Consider the following 19,248-nt stretch of genomic DNA (forward strand, 5'->3'; position numbering starts at 1 on the left):
GCGCTGCGTTCGGCCCTCAGAGGGACCAGCCGCCATCGACCGAGATCGCAGCACCGGTCACGAAGGCTCCGAGGTCCGAGCTCATCCACAGGACGGCTTCCGCGATCTCCTCGGGCTTGCCCAGGCGCCCGACCGGCTCCAGGTCGATCGCCTTCTGGATGTCGCCGTCGGTAAACCGGTCCATCATCGGCGTCTCGATATTGCCGGGGAGGACGGCGTTCACCCGGATATGCGCCTTCGCATAGTCGAGGGCGGCGGATCGGGTGAGACCGATGAGGGCGTGCTTGGACGCAGCGTAGCTCGCACCGCCTGCGACACCCCGAATGCCCGCGCCGGACGAGGTGTTGACGACGACCCCACCGCCCTGCCGCAGCATCTGCGCGATCTCGTGCTTCATGCACACGAACGTCCCGCGCAGGTTGATGTCGAGGATCCGGTCCCATTCGTCGAGGGCGATCTCATGGACGGGCGCTGCCGTGTTCTCGACGCCGGCATTGTTGAAGGCGCAATCGAGGCGGCCGAACCGCGCGACGGTGCGCGCCACTGCGCCCCCCACCTCTTCCGGCTGGGACACGTCGCAGCGGATCGCCAGCACCTCGCCGCCGGCCGTTTCGATCTCGGCTCGCAGCCGGTCCAGCGGCGCCTCCGCCCGGTCCGTGACGGCGACGCACGCGCCCTCGGCCGCGAAGGCGAGGGCGGTCGCGCGGCCGATGCCGCTGGCGGCGCCGGTGACGAAGGCGACCTTTCCGCTGAACCGGGATCTCTGGGGCATGGTGATCGTCCGCCTGGGCTGGAGGCGAGCGGTCGGCTCGCCGGTCCGTCCGACGTAGTGGCTGCACACCATCCCGATCAGCCGCCCGGCCCTCAACGGAACGATGAGCCCGGCTCATCGCCGGGCCGACGAGCCCCTACTGGCCGAGAGGCCGCACCTCGCGGATCAGGTCGATGAGCAGGCGCAGGCCCGTCGGCAGCTGGCGGCGTCCGGGATAGTAGAGATAGAAGCCGGGGCCCATCGGGGCCCATTCCGCGAGCACGATCCGCAGCGTCCCGGCGGCGACCGACGGTGCGACACAGGGCTCCGGGAGATAGGCCAGTCCGCCGCCTGCCGCCGCGAGGGAGAGCGCGAACTGCGTGTTGTCGAGCGTAACGGTGCCGGGCACGTCGAGCGCGAGCGGCGCGCCGCCTCGCTCGAACTCCCATCGGTAGAGGCTCTCGTCGCCGAGGCGAATACGCAGGCAGCGATGGGCCGATAGCGCGTGCGGATGGTCGGGCGTGCCGTGCTGGTCCAGGTAGGCGGGCGCGCCGACCACGACCCAGCGCAGGTCGGCCGACAGGCGTTGCGCGATCATGTCCTGGGGCACGGTGCCGCCGTACCGGATGCCCGCATCGGCCCCTGCCTCCACCACGTCGAGCAGGGCGTTGGACACCCGGACGTCGATCTCGACCCGCGGATGGCGGGCGTGGAAGAGGGGGAGGACCGGGGCGAGCAGGAGCGTGCTCGCATGTTCGAGCACGTTAAGGCGTATCCGCCCGGCGGCGTCGCCCGGCTCCCGGTGCCGGTTGAGCACGTCGAGCGCGGAGCCGATCGCCAGGAAGGGCGCGTCCAGCACGGCGAGAAGGTCTTCGCCGGCCGAGGTCAGGGTCACGCTCCGGCTGGTGCGGTTGATCAGGCGAACCCCGAACCGGGCCTCCATCTGCCGAAGGGCATGGCTCAGCGCGGAGGCGCTGACGCCGAGTTCCAGGCCCGCACGCCGGAAGCTGCGATGGCGCGCGATGGCGAGAAAGCTGGCGAGGTCGGTGAGGTCGGTCCGCGTGATCGGCATGAGGTGAAGAGGTGCGGCGGCGGGCCAGGAAGGCAATCCGCACCGTCCGGGCCGAGGCGCCCATTCTCCGTCGCGCGCTACGAAGTCCAGCCGGTCAGGCTCGGCTCTATCACCGCCGCGCACCCCGCCTGCGAGCGAGCGCCGCCTGCGCCTGCCGCTCCGCCGCCTGCCGCTTCCAGGCCGGCTGCCAGCGCAGCGCCCCGTCCGGGTCGGCGCCGACCGCGTAAGCCTGTCCTGCCGGCACCAGGCACCCCGCCGCATCCGTGGCCTCGCCCGGCGCGGCCGGCGCCGCGGGTGAGCCGACGATCCGGCCCGTCTCGCGCCCCTGGCCCGATTGCTGCGCCAGCCAGTCCGCCGCCACGTCCTCGAGGAGATCGCGAAACCGCTGCGCCACCCCGGCCACCGCCGCCCGCCCGTCGCCGCGGCCGAGCCCGCGGGCGAGGCCGGCGAAATCCCGCCCCTCGGCCAGGACCTGGTGCAGGAACCGCGTCCCCACCGTGCCGATCGCTTCGCGCAGCTTGTCCAGCAGCCCCTCGACCAGCCGGCCGTCATCGATGGCGAGCAGGATCGCCAGCTCGTGCGCCACGGTGTGGTCGACCCGGTTGCCGCCCTCCGGCGAGCCCGAGCCGCGCGGGCCGGCCCGGCGCTCGAACACCTCGGCGATGACGCGCCCGACGAGGTAGGCCTCCCGGCTGATCCGGCCGTGGCTGGCCTCGCGCTCCAGGAGATCGGTGCAGCGGTTGACCGTGACGTGGACCCGCTCGGGCTCGGCGAGGGGATCGCACGCCGGATCCGGCCAGGGATCCGCGACGGCGGCGACGGCGGAGCGCACGCCCTCCGACGGAAGCGGCCGAGCCAGACCGCCCGGCGTCACCGCCCGGCCGCCATCGTAGCGATCCCGGGCCGCGTAGAGCGGCGTCCGGAGGATGAGGCGGTCGGCGGAGTCCATCGGTGTCCACCCCTTGAAACAAACGGGCAACACCTGCGTCATGTCCCGCCGTGACACGGGCAATGCGCCACGCGGTCGCAGACTGGATCAGGGCGACGGCTCCACCCGGACGGGCGCCAGCCCCCCATCCCGCACCAAAGCCGCCCCTCCGGCGGCGGCCCGCTCGAAGTTGAGCATCACCGTGATCGTCTCGATGGCCTCCACGACGCGCCGCAACCCCGTGCGATACGACCATCCCCGGCGGTGATGGCACACCTGCCGGAAGCTCTCGGCATGGGCCTCGCAATAGATCCAGGCCTTGAGATACTGCCGCGTCTCGTAATCCTTGATGTAGAGATCGGGCCAGCGGATCGCCTTGTTGGTGCTGTGGATCGCCACTCGTGCTTGGTGATCGGTCGCGGCCCCTCGCTCGGTGTAGACCAGCCACAGCTTCACCTCATCGGGGGTGAGGGGAGTGACGTCGATCGCGCCGATGATGTGGGGAGTAGGGGCGGGCATGGGTCAGGCGGCGAGCACCAGCGAGGATGTAGGCGGGAGCGCACTCAACAACCCGCACGGGCGACCCGGGTCTAGTCGACCCAGCGCGCCATCACACCGAAGGTTCAATAACATGCGTACCAAGCCGACCGGCAGGCGAGTTCGCCTCCGTGACCACGCTGTCCCCATGGACCAATGCTCGGGCATACTGGTGGGACGATCACCAGCCGGTACATGCACCTGCGGTATTGGTTGCGGCGGCGGATTGGGTGGCAGGCAGACTGGCAGGTTGCCGTGAACTCGTCCGCCCTGGTGCTGAAACGCCACTATCGCCACCAAGCGAGAGCGCTCCCTCGGTGCCGTTTAAACGGACTGCCTAGCGGACCCACAGAGCCCGCCCCGCGCCCTTGAGAGTCAAAACAGGATCAAGAACGAATTTACCGTCACATCGGCATAAGCGATTGTTATATAATGATTTTTCTGCATCGCGCACCAGCTTGGCCGGTCAGAAATCAAAACCGGATCAAAACCGGATCAAGCCCAAAATGGGACATATCCAGCGCGCGGGCTGTCAGGGTCCGAGAGCTTGATGAGCCCCTCCCTAGCCGCTTCACGGATAATTCGCGACACTTGAGCCGCATTCTGATCCGCGATACCAAGCCGCTCTCTCAACGAACTATTAGTCAGCTTGCCGCCAGTTAAAAACTTAAGTGCAGCATGTTGATAGCACGCTCGAATTCTTTCCGCTCCAGTCATTTCGGCAAACGATCTATGGGCATAAAGAATTACCTTCGTATTATCTCCGTCAATACGAAAATCAGGCGGTGGCAGCTGGAATATTTCTGCTGCATTTATAACTTTGTCGACGCCGCTCCCCTGCTTTTCACAAATCCGCATCCGGCGCATGAGGGATGCCAGGGCTTCATTTCTTGACCGCGGCGGAAGATCTATAAATCTTATAGGCTCTATGAGAGGAATTCCAGGATTCGTTATCTCAATGCGGTCTGTAAATATTTCTACCGTAGGTCCGGCGCCAGTAATCGTGAGATCTTGATGGATTAGAGCGTTTGCGACAAGCTCTCGTATGGCGATATCAGGATACATTGCTCTTTCTTCTCGGAATGCTTGCCCAATATACTCATTTTTTGGCAATAATCCTGAGATATAAGATATTATACCCTTAAATCCATTTGCATATCCAAGCTGCCCGTCCCTTCTATTGGTAATGGCGTCTGCTCTGCTGTTGCCATTGTAGACAACAACACGCACGGCCTTACGGCCAAGGCGCTCAAATTGGCTTAAATCTTTTGCGAACAATATCGCGCCCAGGTTCAAAATGTTCCAATTTCCGCCGACGTCAGCGGCTATAAGCTTGTCATGCGCAAGCCGATCGAATATTCCCGCTCTATTATCCGGCAAAGGAAATTTGGTCAGATCGAAATACGACGGATAATCAATCAGATCTAAAACTTGGTCACTACTAACATACTCGGCCGCAATACCGCCTTCCCAGGCAAACGGCTGGAGCTTCGTCCAAAGCGCCTTCTGTTTATCAGAATGATCGGCAAGTCTCGGGGTGGCACTTCCGATGCGAATATAAGCTGTTCTATCAAATTCGACGGGGGCCGTCGTTGCGGCAGGGATTTCAAGAACGACGACACGCCCTTGCGGGTGCTCTATAGATTTAAATTGAAAATCAACACTCGGACGAATTCTCTGCGCGAGCCAAAATTCCAGAGGCTGGCGCTGATGAGCCTCTTTGCTTGGTTCAAATTGTGCGCCAACGACGTCATGCGAGTCATCAGCAATTCCCCACAACATGTATGCCATGTGCTTGTCAGCCAATCGTGCGCTGTTAGATAGCGCCGAAATCCGAACACCCATTGCATTTGGATCGATATTATTTTCTTTGAATTCAACCCATGTAGTCTCGGCAGGAAGCTTTCGCAAATCATCAACTAGAGCGATCGAACGCTCCGTCATAATATGACCCTTCAAATGATCTGATTTTATTTGCGTCATGATATACCGTTCGACCCCTCCGACTCCTCCGACTCCTCCTGATGTCGCACATACCCTTGCTCTCTAAACCAGTCCATCACGGCGTATCGGATGGCCTCTCGTCGTGACGGCGTCGGGTTGGGTCGTCCTGCGATCCAGGCATCGAGGGGCGCGAGCTGCTCCGGTTGCAGGCGGACCTGCACAGGCGTGCCCTGCCCATTAGGGGCCGGACCGCGACGCTTCTTTGGTAGCACGGTTTCTTGCGTACCCATAAAATCATGGGCCCAGGAAACAGCCCGACGGGAAGGTAGAAGCTCCCGCCACGCATCCCCTTCACACCCGCACCTCCGGCGGCACCGCCGCCGGAAACCACCACCCCTCAGCCTTCGCCGTATCCGAGCGCACCGGCGCCGGCACCGGCCGGCCGTGCTGGCGCAGGTGGCGGCTCCAGGCCTCCCAGCCCGGCGAGCCCACCGGCACGAACACCGACCGTGACACCGTCGCAACCGGGGAGGGCGCAACCGGCGCGTGGTTGCGAAACACCCCATTGCGCAACCAGGAATGCAGGTATTTCGGGGTCCCGGCCGGATGCGCCCGGCAATGCGCCGCATAGGCGCCGGCCGCGGCGATCGCCTGGGCCTGCTCGGCTGGGCTCAACGCCGCGAACAGCCGCCGCGCCTCGGCCTGGTTCGCCCAGGCCCGGCCGCGCTCCGGGTAGGCGGCGAGCAGGGCGGGGAAGCGATCCGCCTCGGCCGACGGCGGGTCTTTCCCCGAAATCGGATTCGGCCCGTCCGCAGGCCCCCCGGTCACGGGGGGTTGGGGGGTTCCCCTTCTGACGGTTCCTATGACGGATTCCTTTAGAGGGGTGACAGCAGTGTCACCCTCGGGGGTGACAACGCTGTCACCCTCCCCGGTGACAGGCTGACACCCCTCATCCGGATCGTGGGGTGTCACGCTGTCACCCCTCGCGGGTGCCTCGGGCGGCGAGGCGGCACCCGTGTCACCCCTCGGCGGCACCACACCCGGCAGGTGCAGCAGGTAGTGGTTGGCCCGCTGCCGCCCGGTCCGCGGGCACATCCCCTTGCGGATCGTGATCAGCCCGAGGTCGGACAGCTCCTTGAGCTTGCGCTGCACCGTGCGCTCGCTCTGGCTCGCATCCTCGGCCAGCGACCGGATCGTCGGGAAGGCGAGGCCGGTGCGGGCGTCGACGTAGTTGGCGAGCACCATCGCCACCAGCTTGGCGCCGGCATCCTCGATGCGCTGGGAAATGACGTAGGCGATAGCCTGCACGCTCATGGCGGGAAACCGGCAAAGGGGGAGCGTTGCGCCGCGAATCCTGTCCGGATCCGGGCGCGCAAAGACCCGACGCCGCGCGAGCAGGGGCGCGCAGCGGACGGGCGGCGAATCGGGGGAGGGCTCTTCCGGCAAGGCTCCGCCCTGCGCCGAAACGGCTCGCGCCGCGGCGGGACGGGGGCGCACGCCCGCGCGCTCCCCGAAGGGAGGCGCGGCACGGGCACGGTCAGGAAGAGCGGGGAGGGTCGGGCAGGGGCGGGCCGCGGATGGGTGGCAGGCGGAGCGCACGGGCTCGGCCGCCACCTGGGCGATCAGGCGGGCGCAGGGGAGACCGGAAGGGAGTCGGAGTCCGGGTGCGAGCCGTGCGGGAGAGGCCGCACCGCACGGTCATGGCCGGAACAGGTCGCGTTGCGCCGGCTCGCGGCGCGCCGGGGCTTTGGACGGGCGAGTGTCCGGCGGCGTGTCACGCCGCGGCACGTGATCGGCGCAGAACCAGCGCCCGGCCTCGCTCCGGACGGTCGCCAGGGCGCCGCACAGGCAGGTCACGATGATCGACGGGGAGGCGGGCCGGCGCGGGGCCATCAGCGCCGGCCCTCCGGCGGACGGCGGGCCGCCTGGTTGCAGGCCTTCGCCGCCGCGGCCGCAAGGGCGCCGGCCTTCACCAGCCAGGCCCCGAGGAGCGCGAAGCCGATCCGGCGCCAGCCATCATGCGGAGGCCGGGTCACGGCGCGCCCTCCGCCGCCCGGCCGAACCACCAGCCGCGCCGCGGCGCCTCCGCCTCGCGCCGGTCCAGCTCGGCCCGCAGGGTGGCGAGCTGCGCCATCAGGCGCGCCTGGTCCGCCTCGTTGGCCGCCAGGTCCAGCCAGTCCGGCGGGTCGCGCAGGAGTGCCGCCAGGAATTCCGGGCCGTAGACGCAGATCATCAGGACCAGCGTGCGCCCGTTCGGCAAATTCTCCCGCGCCAGCCATTTGGTCACGGTGTCGAGCGGCACGTTCAGGTCGGCGGCGACGCAGGCCGCCGTCTTGGCCGGGTAGCGGGCCTTGAGCCAGCGCACCATGCCGGCGGCGTCGATCTGGCGCTCCCAGAGCGACCAGCTTTGCGGCCAGGTTTGGCCTTTGCTTTCGGAAGAATGTCCCACGGCGATCTCCGACGCTGTCTGCGTCGAGGCCGCATCCGGATCGGGTCCGGCAGGCGGGGAGGCGCCATGGGGGGAGAGAGAAGCGAGGAAGGCCGGGAGATCGGGCAGGCACTCCACGATCCCGGCCGGAACCGCGGTGGCGCGGGCGACCGCACCGCCGACGGCCGCCGCAGCGACCCGGCGGACCTTCTGGCAAGCCGCCACGCCGAGAATGGCGGCGTGCAGTTCGAGGCAGGTGAGGGAGTCGGACATCTCAGTCCCTGGCACCAAGCATCGGTTCCGAAAGGCGACGCGCGGCAGCCTCAGCGAAGTCATTGGCTGTGACCGCGCCTTTCGACAGCTCGTTGAGTGCTCGCATACGCGCCGGACGCGGGATGCGGCTGCCGCCTCTCCACTTATCGACAGCGTGGATCGAGCATGTCTGACCCCTTGGAAGGCGCGCGCTCACGCCATCCGCAACCTGCTGAAGGCTCAAGCCCTCGCGACGCATCCAATCTGCAAGCTTCATGGTCACCTGCCTTAACCATAACCACCCATTTTGGGCGGATATGTCAAGCGACCAGATCACGAATTGGGAGGGGACGACGGTTCGCGCCTGCACCATGGTTCGACCCATGGGCAACAACCTCAAGACACTACGAGAGCGCCGCGGCTGGACGGTAGAAGCCGCCGCGAACGCCATGGGCCTATCCAAGAGCGGGTACGAGAAGATCGAGAACGGCGATCGTCGACTCACCCTGGAGCGTATCAGCCGGGCCGCCCAGATATATCAGGTGCCCGAGAGTGAGGTGATTAGCTCTCGCGTAGAAACCTACGTAGTGGGGGAGGTTCTCCGTGGAGGCGTCGTAAAACTTTTTGGCGAAGACGCATCAAAGCGCGCGGTTGCCCCTTCCCCCTTCGATGCCAGCTTGGATACGGTGGCATTGTTGGTTGCGGATGGTGACGCATTGCCAGGTGTCGCAGAGGAAAGATGGTATGTTTACCACGGCCAGCGGCATGAAGGGCTGCCGGACGAGTGGGTCGGCGATCTCTGCGTGATCGCGTTGTCCCCGGCGGAAGTTGTGATCAGACGCGCGTATCACGGCCGCGAGCGTGGAACATACGATATCGTATCGCTCGGGCACGAGCCGCGGCGTGGGGTGACGATCCTTTGGTCCTCGAAGATCGAGTGGATCAAGCCTAGGTAGGACGAAGGAGCCGTCGCGCGTGGGGCGAGGGCGTTCGGCTGATCGCTTCCAGCCAATCAGCTAAAACCACCCAGAATGGGATTGACCTTCCGCCCAATATGGGTGGATCTTGCGCGCTCCATCGGTGGACACGCCATCATGACGCGCTCTCCAGCTCCCCCGCCACGCTCCTCGCCAGCGCATCTCGGAGTTTCCGGCGTGTTTGCCGATCTCCAGATCGGCGAACCCAACGAGTTGATCTACGCCCAGATCGCCCTGCCGTTCTGCAGCGCCGGCGCACTCGTGAAAGCCATGGCCGCCCTGCGCGGCCCGAGCGGCAAGCCGCCCTTCGTGCTCCTGGCCCTCGGCCCCGGCCGCGAGCGCTCCGTCCACGAGGAGGCGCGGGACGCGGCGCACGCCGCCCTCGACACCCTCGCCGGGCTCATCGCCACCGACCAGCTCGGCCCGGAGCGCAGAGCGATCGCGCAGCGCCTCAGCCATCTGGCGGATGTGGCGGCGCACCCCGCCAGCGGGAGGGAGCGGCCGTGAGCTACGACCTCGTCCGGCAGACCCACCCCGGCGCCCCTTCCGTCGTCGGCGCCCGGGTCCGCCACACCCCGACCGGCCGGCTCGGCCGCATCGCCCCGGCGGTGCCGGGCCTCGGCGCGCAGCTGCGGGTGCGGTTCGAGGGCGAGGTGCTGCCCTGCCGCGTCGATCCGGCCAGCCTCGTCTTCGCAATCGCCGCCCTCGTCACGCTGCCCGGGCGGCGGCCGTGATCCGGCGCAATCCCGACGCCCGGCGCGTCACGCCCATGGATGTGCTGGTCGGCGCCCGCGTCGCCGCCTTCCGCAAGGCGAAGGGCCTCTCCCAGACCGAGCTCGGCCAGGCGGTCGGCGTCACCTTCCAGCAGGTGCAGAAGTACGAGAAGGGGACGAACCGGATCAGCAGCGCCGCGCTGGCGATCATCGCCACCAAGCTCGAGGTGCCGGTGACGCGCCTCTACGGCGACCCGGACGCGCAGGGCGAGGACCGGATCGGGCAGCTTCTCGGCGCCCCCGGCGCCCTTGAGCTGCTGCATCTCTATGCGGCGATGCCGGAGGAGCGACGGCACGCGCTCCTCGCCTTCATTCGGCCCGCCGCGGAGCCGCATTCCGAGGCTCGCCCATGAGGGTGGGGGAGGCAGCTCGTGCCTAGGCGGCGCCCGGCCCACATGCCATCCGCGCGCTGGCGCGACCTGGTGCCCGACCCGATCACGGCGGAGCATTGGCGCGAGGCCCTGGTCTTCATGGCCTCGGTGGTCGAGAGCTACGGCGACGTCTACGCCCCGGTCCTCGAGGAGGTCGAGCGCCGCTACGAGGCCGCCCTGCATGCCGAGCGGCCCCGCGACCGCGCCCGGCGCATCCTGGAGACCTACACCCGCGACGGCGACCTGAAGGCGATCCGCTGAAGCCATTCCTGCTTCTGCGCGAGGCTCGGCCCGGTGCCGTAGCGCGGCCGGTGGTACTTGTGACCCATCAGCGCCGCCATCACCTTCTCGGGCGCCTCGACGGCGGTGAGCCGGTCCTCGAAAGTGTGGCGCAGCGAATAGAGGCTGTAGCCCGGGCCCGGCAGCAGGTCGCGCCCGCGCAGCACCTTGTTGACCAGGGCCGAGAGCTGGGGAGCCTTGTCGCGGTAGCGCGGAAACCCGTCCGGCTGCGCCCGCATCGCCAGCAGGGCCACCCCGACCAGGGGAATGTCCCGTGCCGATTGCTCGGTCTTCATCCGCCGGCTGTCCGGACGCACGCGGACATGCGGCACCGGATCGTCCAGGCGGATCGTCGCCGCCGTCAGGTTCGCGGCTTCGGAGAGCCGCAGGCCGGTTTCGGCGATCAGGTAGATCAGGCGGCGGGCCTCGTCGTTGAGCCCGTCGAGGGCGTCCTCGGCCAGGAGCCGGTCCTGCACCCAGGCGGCCGGGAAGGCGGTGCGCTGGCCCTGCACCTCGCCGCCGATCCGCATCTCGCCGAAGACCGGCCCGAGGCCGAGCCGGTGCGCCCGCTCGATGGCCTTGAACATGGTGTTGAGGTGGCCGAAATCCTTGTTGGCGGTGGCGATCTCGATCCCCTCGGCCAGGACCCGCTTCTGCCACCAGTCGCGGAAATCGAGGGCCTGCGCCCGGGTCACCTCCTCCAGCGGCCGGTCGCCGATGACGTCGACGAGGTTGGCGATGGCCCGCAGCTTCGGATTGCGCCACTTGCGCAGCTGGTCCGGGGAGAGGTCGCGGTTGGCGGCGGCCGAGAGGCGCTCGAACTCGGCAAACAGCGTCGAGAGCCGCAGCGGGGCCGGCGCCTCGCCCCCGAGCACGGCCGCAACGGCGGCGGCCTCGGCAGTGCGGGGCTGGGCCATGATGGTGCGGATGCGCGCGAGCAGCTCGTCGTCCGGCAGCTCGGCGAGGCTCGGCGCCAGGCGGTAATCGAAGCCGAAGCCGCGGGCCCGCTTGCGCGCCGCGTCGTACCGCTCCTGCGCATCCTGCGACTGGCCGGCGAGCAGCCCGTGCCAATAGGTCTCGAGGTCGGCGTTGAGCGCATCGACTACTCGCCGCGCCTTGGCGCCCCGCGGATCGTCGGCGACGCGGACCTTCGTGGTCTGGCGCACGATCACGCGCCGATCGAACGCCGCGACGGTGTCCGGCACGCGCCGCACGAGGTACCAGATGCCGTCCCGGTTGGTCAGATAATCCGCCATCCCGCTGCGCCACGTTACACAGAGCGTTGCGCAGGATGATACACGCTAACCCATGGTCAGGACAACGCGAACCATCAAATTGTAAGGGATTTCAGATGCTTGCTTGCCAAGGGCGTGACGAACACCATAGTTTGTCCAGATGGCAGGCCTATCGCATTGATATCTCACGTTTTTATTTTTCGCCTTGGCCTTTTGCGGTCAGATTTAAGACCATAAGTTGGCTCTTATCCGAGCATAAAGTAGGCCCTTTTAAAATCGGTATCTGACTCCACTCCAAAGAAAATGCCTTGGCTCGCGCCAAGGCTTGGGTTCCGGTATTTGTATAAAAGCCTAGAGGAGCGTTTTTCTTAGGTAGAAAGTTGCACCAACTTGGTCTCTTCGTATCGCCGGTTCTACACCGCGGCGATCGAGATCTTTCTTGAGCTTGAACGCGTTCGTTTCCCATTGAGCGGCGAGCTCGCAAAGGGAGACGTAGGTTCGCTCGAAGGTGTCGACTACGTCCGGTAGGACGATCAGGTTTGGGCACCGGTTCACAGGATTGATCGCTGCAACTCGAGGAAGGTATCCGCGGGCAAGGAGCCCGTCGACCACCCGCTGATGCACCCCCAATCGGATCCGGAGGGCCTGTGTGGTGTAGCCGTTGTGGTCTGGACCGCGAACTCGCTCGAGGATTTCATCGGCGTTGACCAGAATCGCGTGGAAGCCGGCCTTGTCGGGATCCACGCCGACCCAGCAAAGCTGGCGATTCAGGATCATTCTGATGATATCTGGCGTTGGGCAGTAACTGCGTTTGGTCGCACGAGGGATGTCCATGAATGGCCGTTCCGGCCGTGGACGGATGACACCCCCCTCGGAGAGCTTGACCATGAAGGCGTCGACATCGGCCTTCGCGTACCGGGCCCGGATAACCTTCTCTTCGACCATGTCGCTCTTGAAGGGCTCGATGAAGCCGTTCGTCGTCAGCATGATTGCGTAGGAGTAAGTCGTATGAAGATACTCCGCCATCGTGCGGAGACTAAAGAGCTTTGTGGCGCGTCCCAGAACCGGTGCTGCGATGGCAGCATCGAAGATCACATCCGCATTCCGGCGCGGGGCATCTGAGGGAATGACCCCCTCGGCGACCAGAATCTTGCGAAGGCGATTGGGATGCTGTCCAGCCTCAGCAGCGGCGGTTGGTAACGAGTGGGTACGACGGCGGACTACCGGGAGTCCGACGACGACATCGCCCGGTCCGAAGGGCACGACGTCGAGCGCATGTTTGAACACAAGATCCCGCAGTGGCGCGTAGCCTGGATCGACGCCAGGGCGCGTGAGGAGGTGATTCAGTATGCCGTACATGGCCCCAGGGCCCTCATGGAGCCCTCCGCGGGTGTAATGCTTGCGCATGAGTTCATCGAGGAAGCGCAACACGACCGGCTCGCCTCCGTCGATGATCTGAAAGCCAGTATCGGCCGCCTCCCTCTGTTCGCTCAGCGTTAAGTTCCCGAGCGCGACGGCAGGACCGAACAACGCCGCAGCCCCTACCGCCTCGCACGTCCGTGCGGCTGCGTACCATGGCATCTTGTCGAGCAACGGCGAAACCTCACGTCGCTCCTCGAAACGAGAAACCAGATAGGCTTCCGCGGCCGACGGCATGACCTCTTTTGTGGAATCAGCGTATTCCCCCATCCGGCCGAGGTGAGGCCAGATTACCCGCGAGAAGTCGTAGGCCTCGTTCGCGTGAACAGGACCGCCGATTTCGCGAAGGAGTATGTGGTGACGAGGGCAGGCGCGGATAGGTATCAGTTGCCAGATGGTACGTCCGTAGCATGCCTCGATTAGGGCCCACCGCGAATGCGCTGCATCTTCTGCCAGGCATCGAGGACAGACAAACGTGCGTGTGCGTCGAGACATCCTTAGTGGGAGGAGCTCTCCGCGATGCGTGACGTAACCGTTGGAACGGATCGAACTGCTGTGCGTGATCTCCGCGGAAGGGATACCCGTCAAATCGGCGAGATCGTCGAGTGCCGTCGCTGACCGGACACAATCGGGGAGAACTTCCGACCGAGATAGCGGAGGAACGTCCGAACCGAGGTTGTTTTGTGGATCACCGCCAGCCGTGAACAGAAGCCAGTGACGGCCTCGCCGGGTAAGAGCGGGACGAAGGGATGGAGCCGTGCCATAGCTCATCCTCTCTTCTTCGTCGACCGCGCGGAGGGGCGATCATCCTCCCCATCGATCCGCTTCGGCCCGTTCAGAACCCTGAACGGGTCGGTCGCCTCCCAGTCGTGCACGAGAAACGGATTATCTTCGGCCTCGACGCCTGTTTTTCGGGCATAGGCCGTGGCGAAATCGTCCAAGGTCAACGGGTCAGGCGAAGGCATATCCGTCGGAAGACGACGCAGATTGCGCTTGAGCCGGACCCTGATCGCTTCGTGGATCCGCTCGATCGCGCATCCAAGCTGATAGCCACCGGCGTGAATCGTACGCGGTGCAAGGGCATCCGCGTGGACCGCCGAGATCCCGAGCTTAGCGAGACCGGCAAGTTGCTGGACGATCTTACCGACATTGCGAGCATCGGACGCGACGGTCAGTCCCGCCAGCGGCACGAAGGCTAGCCGACGAGCAACTTGCCGCTCCCCTTCGAGAACCTGCCTGAGTTCCGGGATCCCAGACAAGATCAGTCCAATCGGCCACTCATCATCGATCATCAAACATTTGAACGTGTTGAGGATCTTTTTAATCTGAACCGAGTTGGCGGGCTGCGTGATGTGATGCGCTTCGTCGATGTGCAGGATCTTTGCACCCATAAGACGCAGCTGGCCCCGTACCATATGCGCCAGGCGCTGCTCCTGACGGGGGACGTCCTGCACCGGCATTCCCAGCTTGCGGAGGGTGTCGATCGCGAAACGATCGAGCGTGCAGGCCCCCTCCGGCTTAACCGTCACGAGGGGGCAGCGAGATCCGATGACGCCGTAATGCGGGAAGGCCGGATGCTCAAGGAAGATCCGACGCAGCATGGTACTCTTGCCAGCGCCGGATTCGCCGATCACGGCGATCCCTGAAGCTTCCTCGCTGCCGTACTCCACCCGCGAGTCTGTGTGTTCCAGAAGATGCTCGAGTAGTTCATCGACGTGGTCGGCGACTTCTTCGTGCTTTGGGTGACGAAAGTACGTCCCGCGCACCCGTTGCATGATCTCGATCCGCTGGCACTGTTCTCCGGTCGCCACGCTTCGAAAGTGATCGAGAGGACTGACGATGTCGTCACGCATCGGGCGTCTCCATGGTCCAGGCGCTGTCATCCTCGCCACTGCTGTCCCCATCCCCATCCGAGGGTGGCACGGTGGGAGGCGGCTCGGGATCAGGACGCTGTCGACGAGGTGAAGCCGACGGCTCGGTTTGCTGGATCGTCGGGCCGGTAATCGGAATGCCCTGCGCCAGCGGATCGCCGCCCGCCGGGGCATTCTTCAGCGCCCGTTCCTCGGGGATGTCGAACCCACGCAGCATCTCAGCTTCTGCCCGGGAGATTGCGTCGGCGTCGTACGTGTGCGGCGCGATAGTGAAGCGGCGCTCTGCGGCGGCCGCGATAGCCCGGATCTGCCGAAGGGCGTCAGCGATGATCGGTCGGCTCGCTGCGGCTGCGATGTCGTACCGCCGCCGCTGGTCCTCAACCACGCCCAACCACGCCTGGATCGAGGCCCCCTGAAGGCCGAAGGTTGCACAGGGAATGGTCTTCCATACGCCCGCGATCTGGATCGAAATCCAGCCGAGGTCATCGGGATCGACCCGCACGGGGAGATCGATCTCGCCCTCTTTCGCGAGAAGCGCCGCGAGGTCGACGGACTGGTAGTGCAGACCGAGGATTCGGATGCCCCTTTTGCCGAGCTTACGGTTCAGGTGGATCCCGAAGACCGCGCGCTGCTGATGCGCGCCGGGCGTCACTCGAGAGCAACCGCTCTCGCGCATCAAGCGCTGCCAACAGTCCCGAGGCGTCTCACCGTAGAGGCCCTCGTGAGGGGTATTGTGGTAGATATCGACGTCATAGAGTACGAGCGCACGAGCCAGTTCGTCGACGAAGAGGCTGGCGTTCTTGCCCGGGTCATAATCTCCCTTGTCAGTCACATTGGCGAATGTTTGACCAGTGAAGTGCTGAAGGAATTGCGTCCGGGTGGTGCCGAACGAGCGTTCCACGTGGGCGCGCTTATTTGGCTGACCGACCTGGGGTGCGACGAACACGATGCCGAGGTCGGCGAGCATTTGCCGGAATCGGTCGGAACGGAATGCGGTACCACCGTCAGTCGCGATCGAGTGCGGGACGCAAGCGTAGTCCCACGGCGTCTTGGCCCCCATAGCCGCGGCGATTGAGGTTTTATCGCTGAGCATCATCCGCAGGAGGACGGCTGCGGCCTTGGTCGTTTCGGTCGGGGTGAGTACCTCCGCTAGGGTGCATTTCGATGCGACGTCGATCGCTCGAAGAAGAATCCAGCGCTCTTTCGGCACCAGCCTCTGCTGCTCGGCCGTCATCTTCGCCCACAGGCCGCTCTCGACGGCCATATGGATCAGCGACACCTTGCAGCCGTCGATCTCGACGCGCTCGCCGATGCGAGTGACGTCGAACTTCCGCCGGACGCTACTGTTCGTACGAATGGCGTACTCAAGCCCGTGACGAGCGCGATCTCGATGGAAGCGCGGGATGCGCTTGACCCTGGCGCGGTACGTCGAGGCACCGATTTTTCGCAGCGGCGGCTGCCCCTTCACCGCACGCTGGTCATTCTCCGCGGCGAGGGCATCCTCGTAATCCTTGTAGCACCGGTCGAAAGAGTAGCGATTTTCGTCGAGATAGGCGTACACCGCCTCCATCATCATCGCGTGCTCGTCGGCGGTGAACCGGGGCTCATGATTGCCGCTATTGCAATGGCACTGTCGCACGCCCCACGCCTGGCAACCGGCCTCCTCATAGGCCAGAAGCCAGCGCTGCAAGGTCTTCGCGCCAGGCAGCGCGCGGAGGACCACCGTCCGGCCCGCGCGAACTTTCCGACGCTTGCCGGACCTGGTTAGGGACGGACGCGTCTGCGCCGCCTCCTTAGCCGCGGGTTTCTTGGCATAATCGAGCTGCATCAACTGCGGTCCGGCGCGCCTAATCGCCTCGTCGAAACCGGCCATGGTTCGATTGACCCTTTGCTCGCCTACCGGCGGAGGGTTTCGACGATCCTTGGCAGCTTCGTCCTGGTAGGCGCGCACACAGGCTTCCCTCCAGCGCACCTCCGAGAGCTCTTCAGCCGGGATCTCGTCATTGCTCTCGATGAGCGTGCGCGCGCGGGCGCGCGAGCGAGGCTCGGTGTAGAACTGGGGATCCTGACGGAAGTCTGGATGTTGCCGGGCCTCATCGAACTGTTCGAAGGTGACATGGTCGGTGAGGTCGGTGCCGACAGGCTGCAGAAGGTAACCGGTCTTAGTCAGGCCCTTGCATGTCAGTATCTGTCCGCCTCCCAGGATAATACGATCAGCCGGGTCCAATCGGTACCGAGGGACCATGAATGAGCAATCGGTCATCGCGCGTCCTCCCGGTCAGCTGCCCGGACGAGGGTGCCGCTCGTGATTCGCGCATTGCCCTGCACAATGAGCTGCCCGGACCCGATGAGCCGTACGATCGCGCGATAACCGTCACCCCCGAGGCCGGTCGCGTCCCGGAGATCGCCAATGCTTAACTCTCCAACGATATTCGACAGTACGGAGATAACCGCAGCATCAGCAGGATTCGGCGGATCGCGCCGGCAGTCGTGAAAGAGAACCGCGTTATGGACTGCGTCACGCGGTAGATCACGTTCAGATACAAGAACGATCTCGTCCGCGACTTCCGGTGAGATTCTCGTAGCGAGGTCGCTCAGAAACTCCATGAATCCTAGCTTGAGCGCGCGATCGCTCGGCTTATAAGCCAGAGCCTTCCGCGTGCCGTCCACAAATGTGACAACGAAATCGAAATAATGCCGGCGAACGACACCGTCATCGTCGCGATAGACAGCTTCTTGTTGTTCACGCACGTCGACGATGTCGCGTCGCGCAAGCAGGACGGACAACAAACGATACTCGCCAAGGCTTTCAAAGAAAATTTGCCGAGTTCCGTTGTTCTGGGCAATCAAAATACCTTGAGTAGATGCCTTCGATCTAAATTTGGTTGGCAGCCTATCTGCAATGCTCTCAGCAGGGGAGCGCCAATGATCCGACGATTGTACTGCCGCTTTCATCAGTCATATCTCCTCGAAATTATGACGCTCCACAGATGCACCCGCTGTTTGCGCAAGCGGTATAACTCTGCAAAAGCGCAAGTTGTTTATGATTGATCGTAAGTTACAATTATACGTTTGATGATCGAAGGATTCAACTCGATCTTGTAGAGGAAATAACCTCACACGAGCGGAGTCGCGACGACATCATCTAAGGCGCGGCCGTTCAACGCGACGAACCGCTCGAAGCAGTCATAGTCACTGAAGATCAGGCATTTGATCGATGCGCCTTACAATTGCGCATTTCTCCCGCGTTCAATCGTTGAGCCCGCGCTGCGTCATCAGCAGAACATCTTCTTTGCCAGCGAGTCGCATTTGCTGTTGTATTGCCATCAAATAATAATCTAGATTGCTATTTACGGCATAATCTTTGTCTTCGACGGCAATATAAATTATACGACTGTCTGTGAGATGACCTTTAAATGGAAAAAAATATCGAATGATGGAACCGTCCGTCAATTCACAATCGAATTCGAACGGGCCATCTTCCAGTTTCAGCAGAGGCAACTCGGTACCAAGATAAAGAGTGATTTCTGTTCTGCTTGCAAGACTGAGTGAACTTTCCGAATGATTGATCGCAATAACACGACTGGCATGGATTGAAGCAGCGAAACTAAGCATGTGCATATCAGGCTCCTTACGCCACGATGCGGTAGTGCGGCCGTGGATGCATCACCCCGGCTGCTATGCAGCCGGAGCGAGGTGGGAGACGCCAATAAGTCGAGGGTCATCTGCAAGGAGGGGCTTGTGAGCCGAGTCCTCTCGTGGCAGAATCCATGGATGGAGAGCCCAATGAGCCGACAACCGTCGGGCCAGTAGGATCATCCAGCAGGCTATCTTGGTATCTTGCAGGACAGTAAGATAGCCGACTTATCTCGAAAGCGTCCAAGCGCCCGCTTGGGCGCTTTCTTGCTTGTGTCACGTCATCGGGGATCCTCCGCTCACGGCGAGAATCATAGAACGCCATGTGTAAGTTTTAAAGAGACTCGCCGAAAGAATCTTTCGACAGGGATTCCGCGCGATGCTTGCCTTTTCAGCGCAGCGCAGCCAAGAACTGCGAAGATGACATCGCATCAACGTTCAACTTCGTCTACATCAGTTCTTGAGCACTAGTCGGACTTGAAGAAGGCGTTGAACGACGGCGAGAAGCGCGAAGCACTCGCAAGAGGAAAACGGCACCACGGCTAGTGCACTGACGCCTTCAAAAGGTACATCACGCAACAGAAATTCGTTCGTGGTTACAGGTGGTTAGCGAGCGACCACGTGGCTCGTTTGTCGGTGTCAGCGCACTAGGGCACTGACGCCTTCAAAACGTACATAGCTCGTTGCGATTTCCGGTGCATTTGCAAGCGGTTGGCGAGAGCGGGCGTGATGCGTTCGTCCGCGTTAGTGCACTAGGAGCGAGGTCGCGCGATCA

Annotated in this window: 20 protein-coding genes and 1 pseudogene; 5 read left to right on the top strand and 16 right to left on the bottom strand. The window is 64.0% G+C overall.

The annotated features are described in order from the left end of the window. Positions 1-16: 16 nt before the first annotated feature. From G4G93_RS30935 to G4G93_RS36525, 9 genes are all read right to left on the bottom strand, one after another. Complete coding sequence (locus tag G4G93_RS30935) at positions 17-772, bottom strand: glucose 1-dehydrogenase (RefSeq protein WP_165090735.1); 756 nt, start codon at positions 770-772, stop codon at positions 17-19. A 136-nt stretch (positions 773-908) separates the two neighbouring features. Then, entirely contained in the window at positions 909-1,823 is a 915-nt protein-coding gene (locus G4G93_RS30940) for a LysR family transcriptional regulator (RefSeq protein ID WP_165090737.1), read from the bottom strand. Between the two features lie 109 nt (positions 1,824-1,932). Continuing rightward, positions 1,933-2,772, bottom strand: coding sequence for a hypothetical protein (locus tag G4G93_RS30945; RefSeq protein WP_165090739.1), 840 nt, complete (start codon positions 2,770-2,772; stop codon positions 1,933-1,935). Positions 2,773-2,859: 87 nt separating this feature from the next. Then, positions 2,860-3,270: a hypothetical protein gene (locus G4G93_RS30950; protein ID WP_165090742.1), complete on the bottom strand. Its 411-nt coding sequence runs from the start codon at positions 3,268-3,270 to the stop codon at positions 2,860-2,862. 513 nt (positions 3,271-3,783) lie between these two features. Beyond that, positions 3,784-5,232 carry an ATP-binding protein gene (locus G4G93_RS30955; RefSeq protein ID WP_165090744.1) on the bottom strand — a complete coding sequence of 483 codons (1,449 nt, stop codon included), beginning with the start codon at positions 5,230-5,232 and terminating at the stop codon, positions 3,784-3,786. A 351-nt stretch (positions 5,233-5,583) separates the two neighbouring features. Continuing rightward, positions 5,584-6,546, bottom strand: coding sequence for a helix-turn-helix domain-containing protein (locus G4G93_RS30960; RefSeq protein WP_165090746.1), 963 nt, complete (start codon positions 6,544-6,546; stop codon positions 5,584-5,586). A 384-nt stretch (positions 6,547-6,930) separates the two neighbouring features. Continuing rightward, positions 6,931-7,125 (bottom strand): hypothetical protein, encoded by a 195-nt coding sequence (locus G4G93_RS30965; protein WP_165090749.1) that lies wholly within the window; start codon positions 7,123-7,125, stop codon positions 6,931-6,933. Next, positions 7,125-7,268, bottom strand: coding sequence for a hypothetical protein (locus tag G4G93_RS30970; RefSeq protein ID WP_165090752.1), 144 nt, complete (start codon positions 7,266-7,268; stop codon positions 7,125-7,127). The genes G4G93_RS30965 and G4G93_RS30970 overlap by 1 nt, the downstream gene beginning before the upstream one ends. Further along, on the bottom strand, positions 7,265-7,933 hold the full coding sequence (locus G4G93_RS36525) for a hypothetical protein (protein WP_165090755.1): 669 nt from the start codon (positions 7,931-7,933) through the stop codon (positions 7,265-7,267). The genes G4G93_RS30970 and G4G93_RS36525 overlap by 4 nt, the downstream gene beginning before the upstream one ends. Positions 7,934-8,295: 362 nt before the next feature. Between G4G93_RS36525 and G4G93_RS30980 the strand changes: the two genes are divergently transcribed. The 5 genes from G4G93_RS30980 (at position 8,296) to G4G93_RS31000 (ending at position 10,294) form a co-directional block, all read left to right on the top strand. Beyond that, positions 8,296-8,868, top strand: a complete 573-nt coding sequence (locus G4G93_RS30980) for a helix-turn-helix domain-containing protein (protein ID WP_165090758.1) — start codon at positions 8,296-8,298, stop codon at positions 8,866-8,868. 198 nt (positions 8,869-9,066) lie between these two features. Beyond that, positions 9,067-9,396: a hypothetical protein gene (locus G4G93_RS30985; protein ID WP_165090760.1), complete on the top strand. Its 330-nt coding sequence runs from the start codon at positions 9,067-9,069 to the stop codon at positions 9,394-9,396. Then, on the top strand, positions 9,393-9,623 hold the full coding sequence (locus tag G4G93_RS30990; RefSeq protein ID WP_165090763.1) for a hypothetical protein: 231 nt from the start codon (positions 9,393-9,395) through the stop codon (positions 9,621-9,623). Before G4G93_RS30985 ends, G4G93_RS30990 begins: the two co-directional genes overlap by 4 nt. Continuing rightward, positions 9,620-10,015, top strand: coding sequence for a helix-turn-helix transcriptional regulator (locus G4G93_RS30995; protein WP_312892302.1), 396 nt, complete (start codon positions 9,620-9,622; stop codon positions 10,013-10,015). Before G4G93_RS30990 ends, G4G93_RS30995 begins: the two co-directional genes overlap by 4 nt. An 18-nt stretch (positions 10,016-10,033) precedes the next feature. Further along, positions 10,034-10,294, top strand: a complete 261-nt coding sequence (locus G4G93_RS31000; protein ID WP_165090765.1) for a hypothetical protein — start codon at positions 10,034-10,036, stop codon at positions 10,292-10,294. Here the strand turns inward: G4G93_RS31000 and G4G93_RS31005 are convergent. From G4G93_RS31005 to G4G93_RS31030, 7 genes and pseudogenes are all read right to left on the bottom strand, one after another. Continuing rightward, on the bottom strand, positions 10,258-11,568 hold the full coding sequence (locus G4G93_RS31005) for an integrase (protein ID WP_165090767.1): 1,311 nt from the start codon (positions 11,566-11,568) through the stop codon (positions 10,258-10,260). The two genes, G4G93_RS31000 and G4G93_RS31005, sit on opposite strands and share 37 nt — an antisense overlap. A gap of 330 nt (positions 11,569-11,898) precedes the next feature. Further along, positions 11,899-13,203 (bottom strand): hypothetical protein, encoded by a 1,305-nt coding sequence (locus G4G93_RS31010; RefSeq protein ID WP_246737142.1) that lies wholly within the window; start codon positions 13,201-13,203, stop codon positions 11,899-11,901. Between the two features lie 168 nt (positions 13,204-13,371). After that, a pseudogene (locus G4G93_RS36265) lies at positions 13,372-13,737 on the bottom strand (hypothetical protein); the annotation flags it as partial. After that, positions 13,734-14,819 (bottom strand): ATP-binding protein, encoded by a 1,086-nt coding sequence (locus G4G93_RS31015; RefSeq protein ID WP_165090770.1) that lies wholly within the window; start codon positions 14,817-14,819, stop codon positions 13,734-13,736. The gene G4G93_RS31015 and the pseudogene G4G93_RS36265, both read right to left, overlap by 4 nt. Next, complete coding sequence (locus G4G93_RS31020; protein ID WP_165090773.1) at positions 14,812-17,100, bottom strand: Mu transposase C-terminal domain-containing protein; 2,289 nt, start codon at positions 17,098-17,100, stop codon at positions 14,812-14,814. The genes G4G93_RS31015 and G4G93_RS31020 overlap by 8 nt, the downstream gene beginning before the upstream one ends. Then, entirely contained in the window at positions 17,097-17,792 is a 696-nt protein-coding gene (locus tag G4G93_RS31025; protein ID WP_165090776.1) for a hypothetical protein, read from the bottom strand. Before G4G93_RS31025 ends, G4G93_RS31020 begins: the two co-directional genes overlap by 4 nt. A 294-nt stretch (positions 17,793-18,086) precedes the next feature. Continuing rightward, on the bottom strand, positions 18,087-18,452 hold the full coding sequence (locus G4G93_RS31030; protein ID WP_165090778.1) for a hypothetical protein: 366 nt from the start codon (positions 18,450-18,452) through the stop codon (positions 18,087-18,089). Positions 18,453-19,248: the final 796 nt, after the last annotated feature.

The sequence above is a fragment of the Methylobacterium sp. DB0501 genome, assembly GCF_011043735.1.
GTDB classification, from domain to species: Bacteria; Pseudomonadota; Alphaproteobacteria; order Rhizobiales; family Beijerinckiaceae; genus Methylobacterium; species Methylobacterium alsaeris.

What these genes read in the sequence shown, in the direction of transcription:
- G4G93_RS30935 (WP_165090735.1), bottom strand. Translation starts at nt 772, where the DNA reads ATGCCCCAGAGATCCCGGTTCAGCGGAAAGGTCGCCTTCGTCACCGGC.
- G4G93_RS30940 (WP_165090737.1), bottom strand. Translation starts at nt 1,823, where the DNA reads ATGCCGATCACGCGGACCGACCTCACCGACCTCGCCAGCTTTCTCGCC.
- G4G93_RS30945 (WP_165090739.1), bottom strand. Translation starts at nt 2,772, where the DNA reads ATGGACTCCGCCGACCGCCTCATCCTCCGGACGCCGCTCTACGCGGCC.
- G4G93_RS30950 (WP_165090742.1), bottom strand. Translation starts at nt 3,270, where the DNA reads ATGCCCGCCCCTACTCCCCACATCATCGGCGCGATCGACGTCACTCCC.
- G4G93_RS30955 (WP_165090744.1), bottom strand. Translation starts at nt 5,232, where the DNA reads ATGACGGAGCGTTCGATCGCTCTAGTTGATGATTTGCGAAAGCTTCCT.
- G4G93_RS30960 (WP_165090746.1), bottom strand. Translation starts at nt 6,546, where the DNA reads ATGAGCGTGCAGGCTATCGCCTACGTCATTTCCCAGCGCATCGAGGAT.
- G4G93_RS30965 (WP_165090749.1), bottom strand. Translation starts at nt 7,125, where the DNA reads ATGGCCCCGCGCCGGCCCGCCTCCCCGTCGATCATCGTGACCTGCCTG.
- G4G93_RS36525 (WP_165090755.1), bottom strand. Translation starts at nt 7,933, where the DNA reads ATGTCCGACTCCCTCACCTGCCTCGAACTGCACGCCGCCATTCTCGGC.
- G4G93_RS30980 (WP_165090758.1), top strand. Translation starts at nt 8,296, where the DNA reads ATGGGCAACAACCTCAAGACACTACGAGAGCGCCGCGGCTGGACGGTA.
- G4G93_RS31005 (WP_165090767.1), bottom strand. Translation starts at nt 11,568, where the DNA reads ATGGCGGATTATCTGACCAACCGGGACGGCATCTGGTACCTCGTGCGG.
- G4G93_RS31010 (WP_246737142.1), bottom strand. Translation starts at nt 13,203, where the DNA reads ATGCCGTCGGCCGCGGAAGCCTATCTGGTTTCTCGTTTCGAGGAGCGA.
- G4G93_RS31015 (WP_165090770.1), bottom strand. Translation starts at nt 14,819, where the DNA reads ATGCGTGACGACATCGTCAGTCCTCTCGATCACTTTCGAAGCGTGGCG.
- G4G93_RS31020 (WP_165090773.1), bottom strand. Translation starts at nt 17,100, where the DNA reads ATGACCGATTGCTCATTCATGGTCCCTCGGTACCGATTGGACCCGGCT.
- G4G93_RS31025 (WP_165090776.1), bottom strand. Translation starts at nt 17,792, where the DNA reads ATGAAAGCGGCAGTACAATCGTCGGATCATTGGCGCTCCCCTGCTGAG.
- G4G93_RS31030 (WP_165090778.1), bottom strand. Translation starts at nt 18,452, where the DNA reads ATGCTTAGTTTCGCTGCTTCAATCCATGCCAGTCGTGTTATTGCGATC.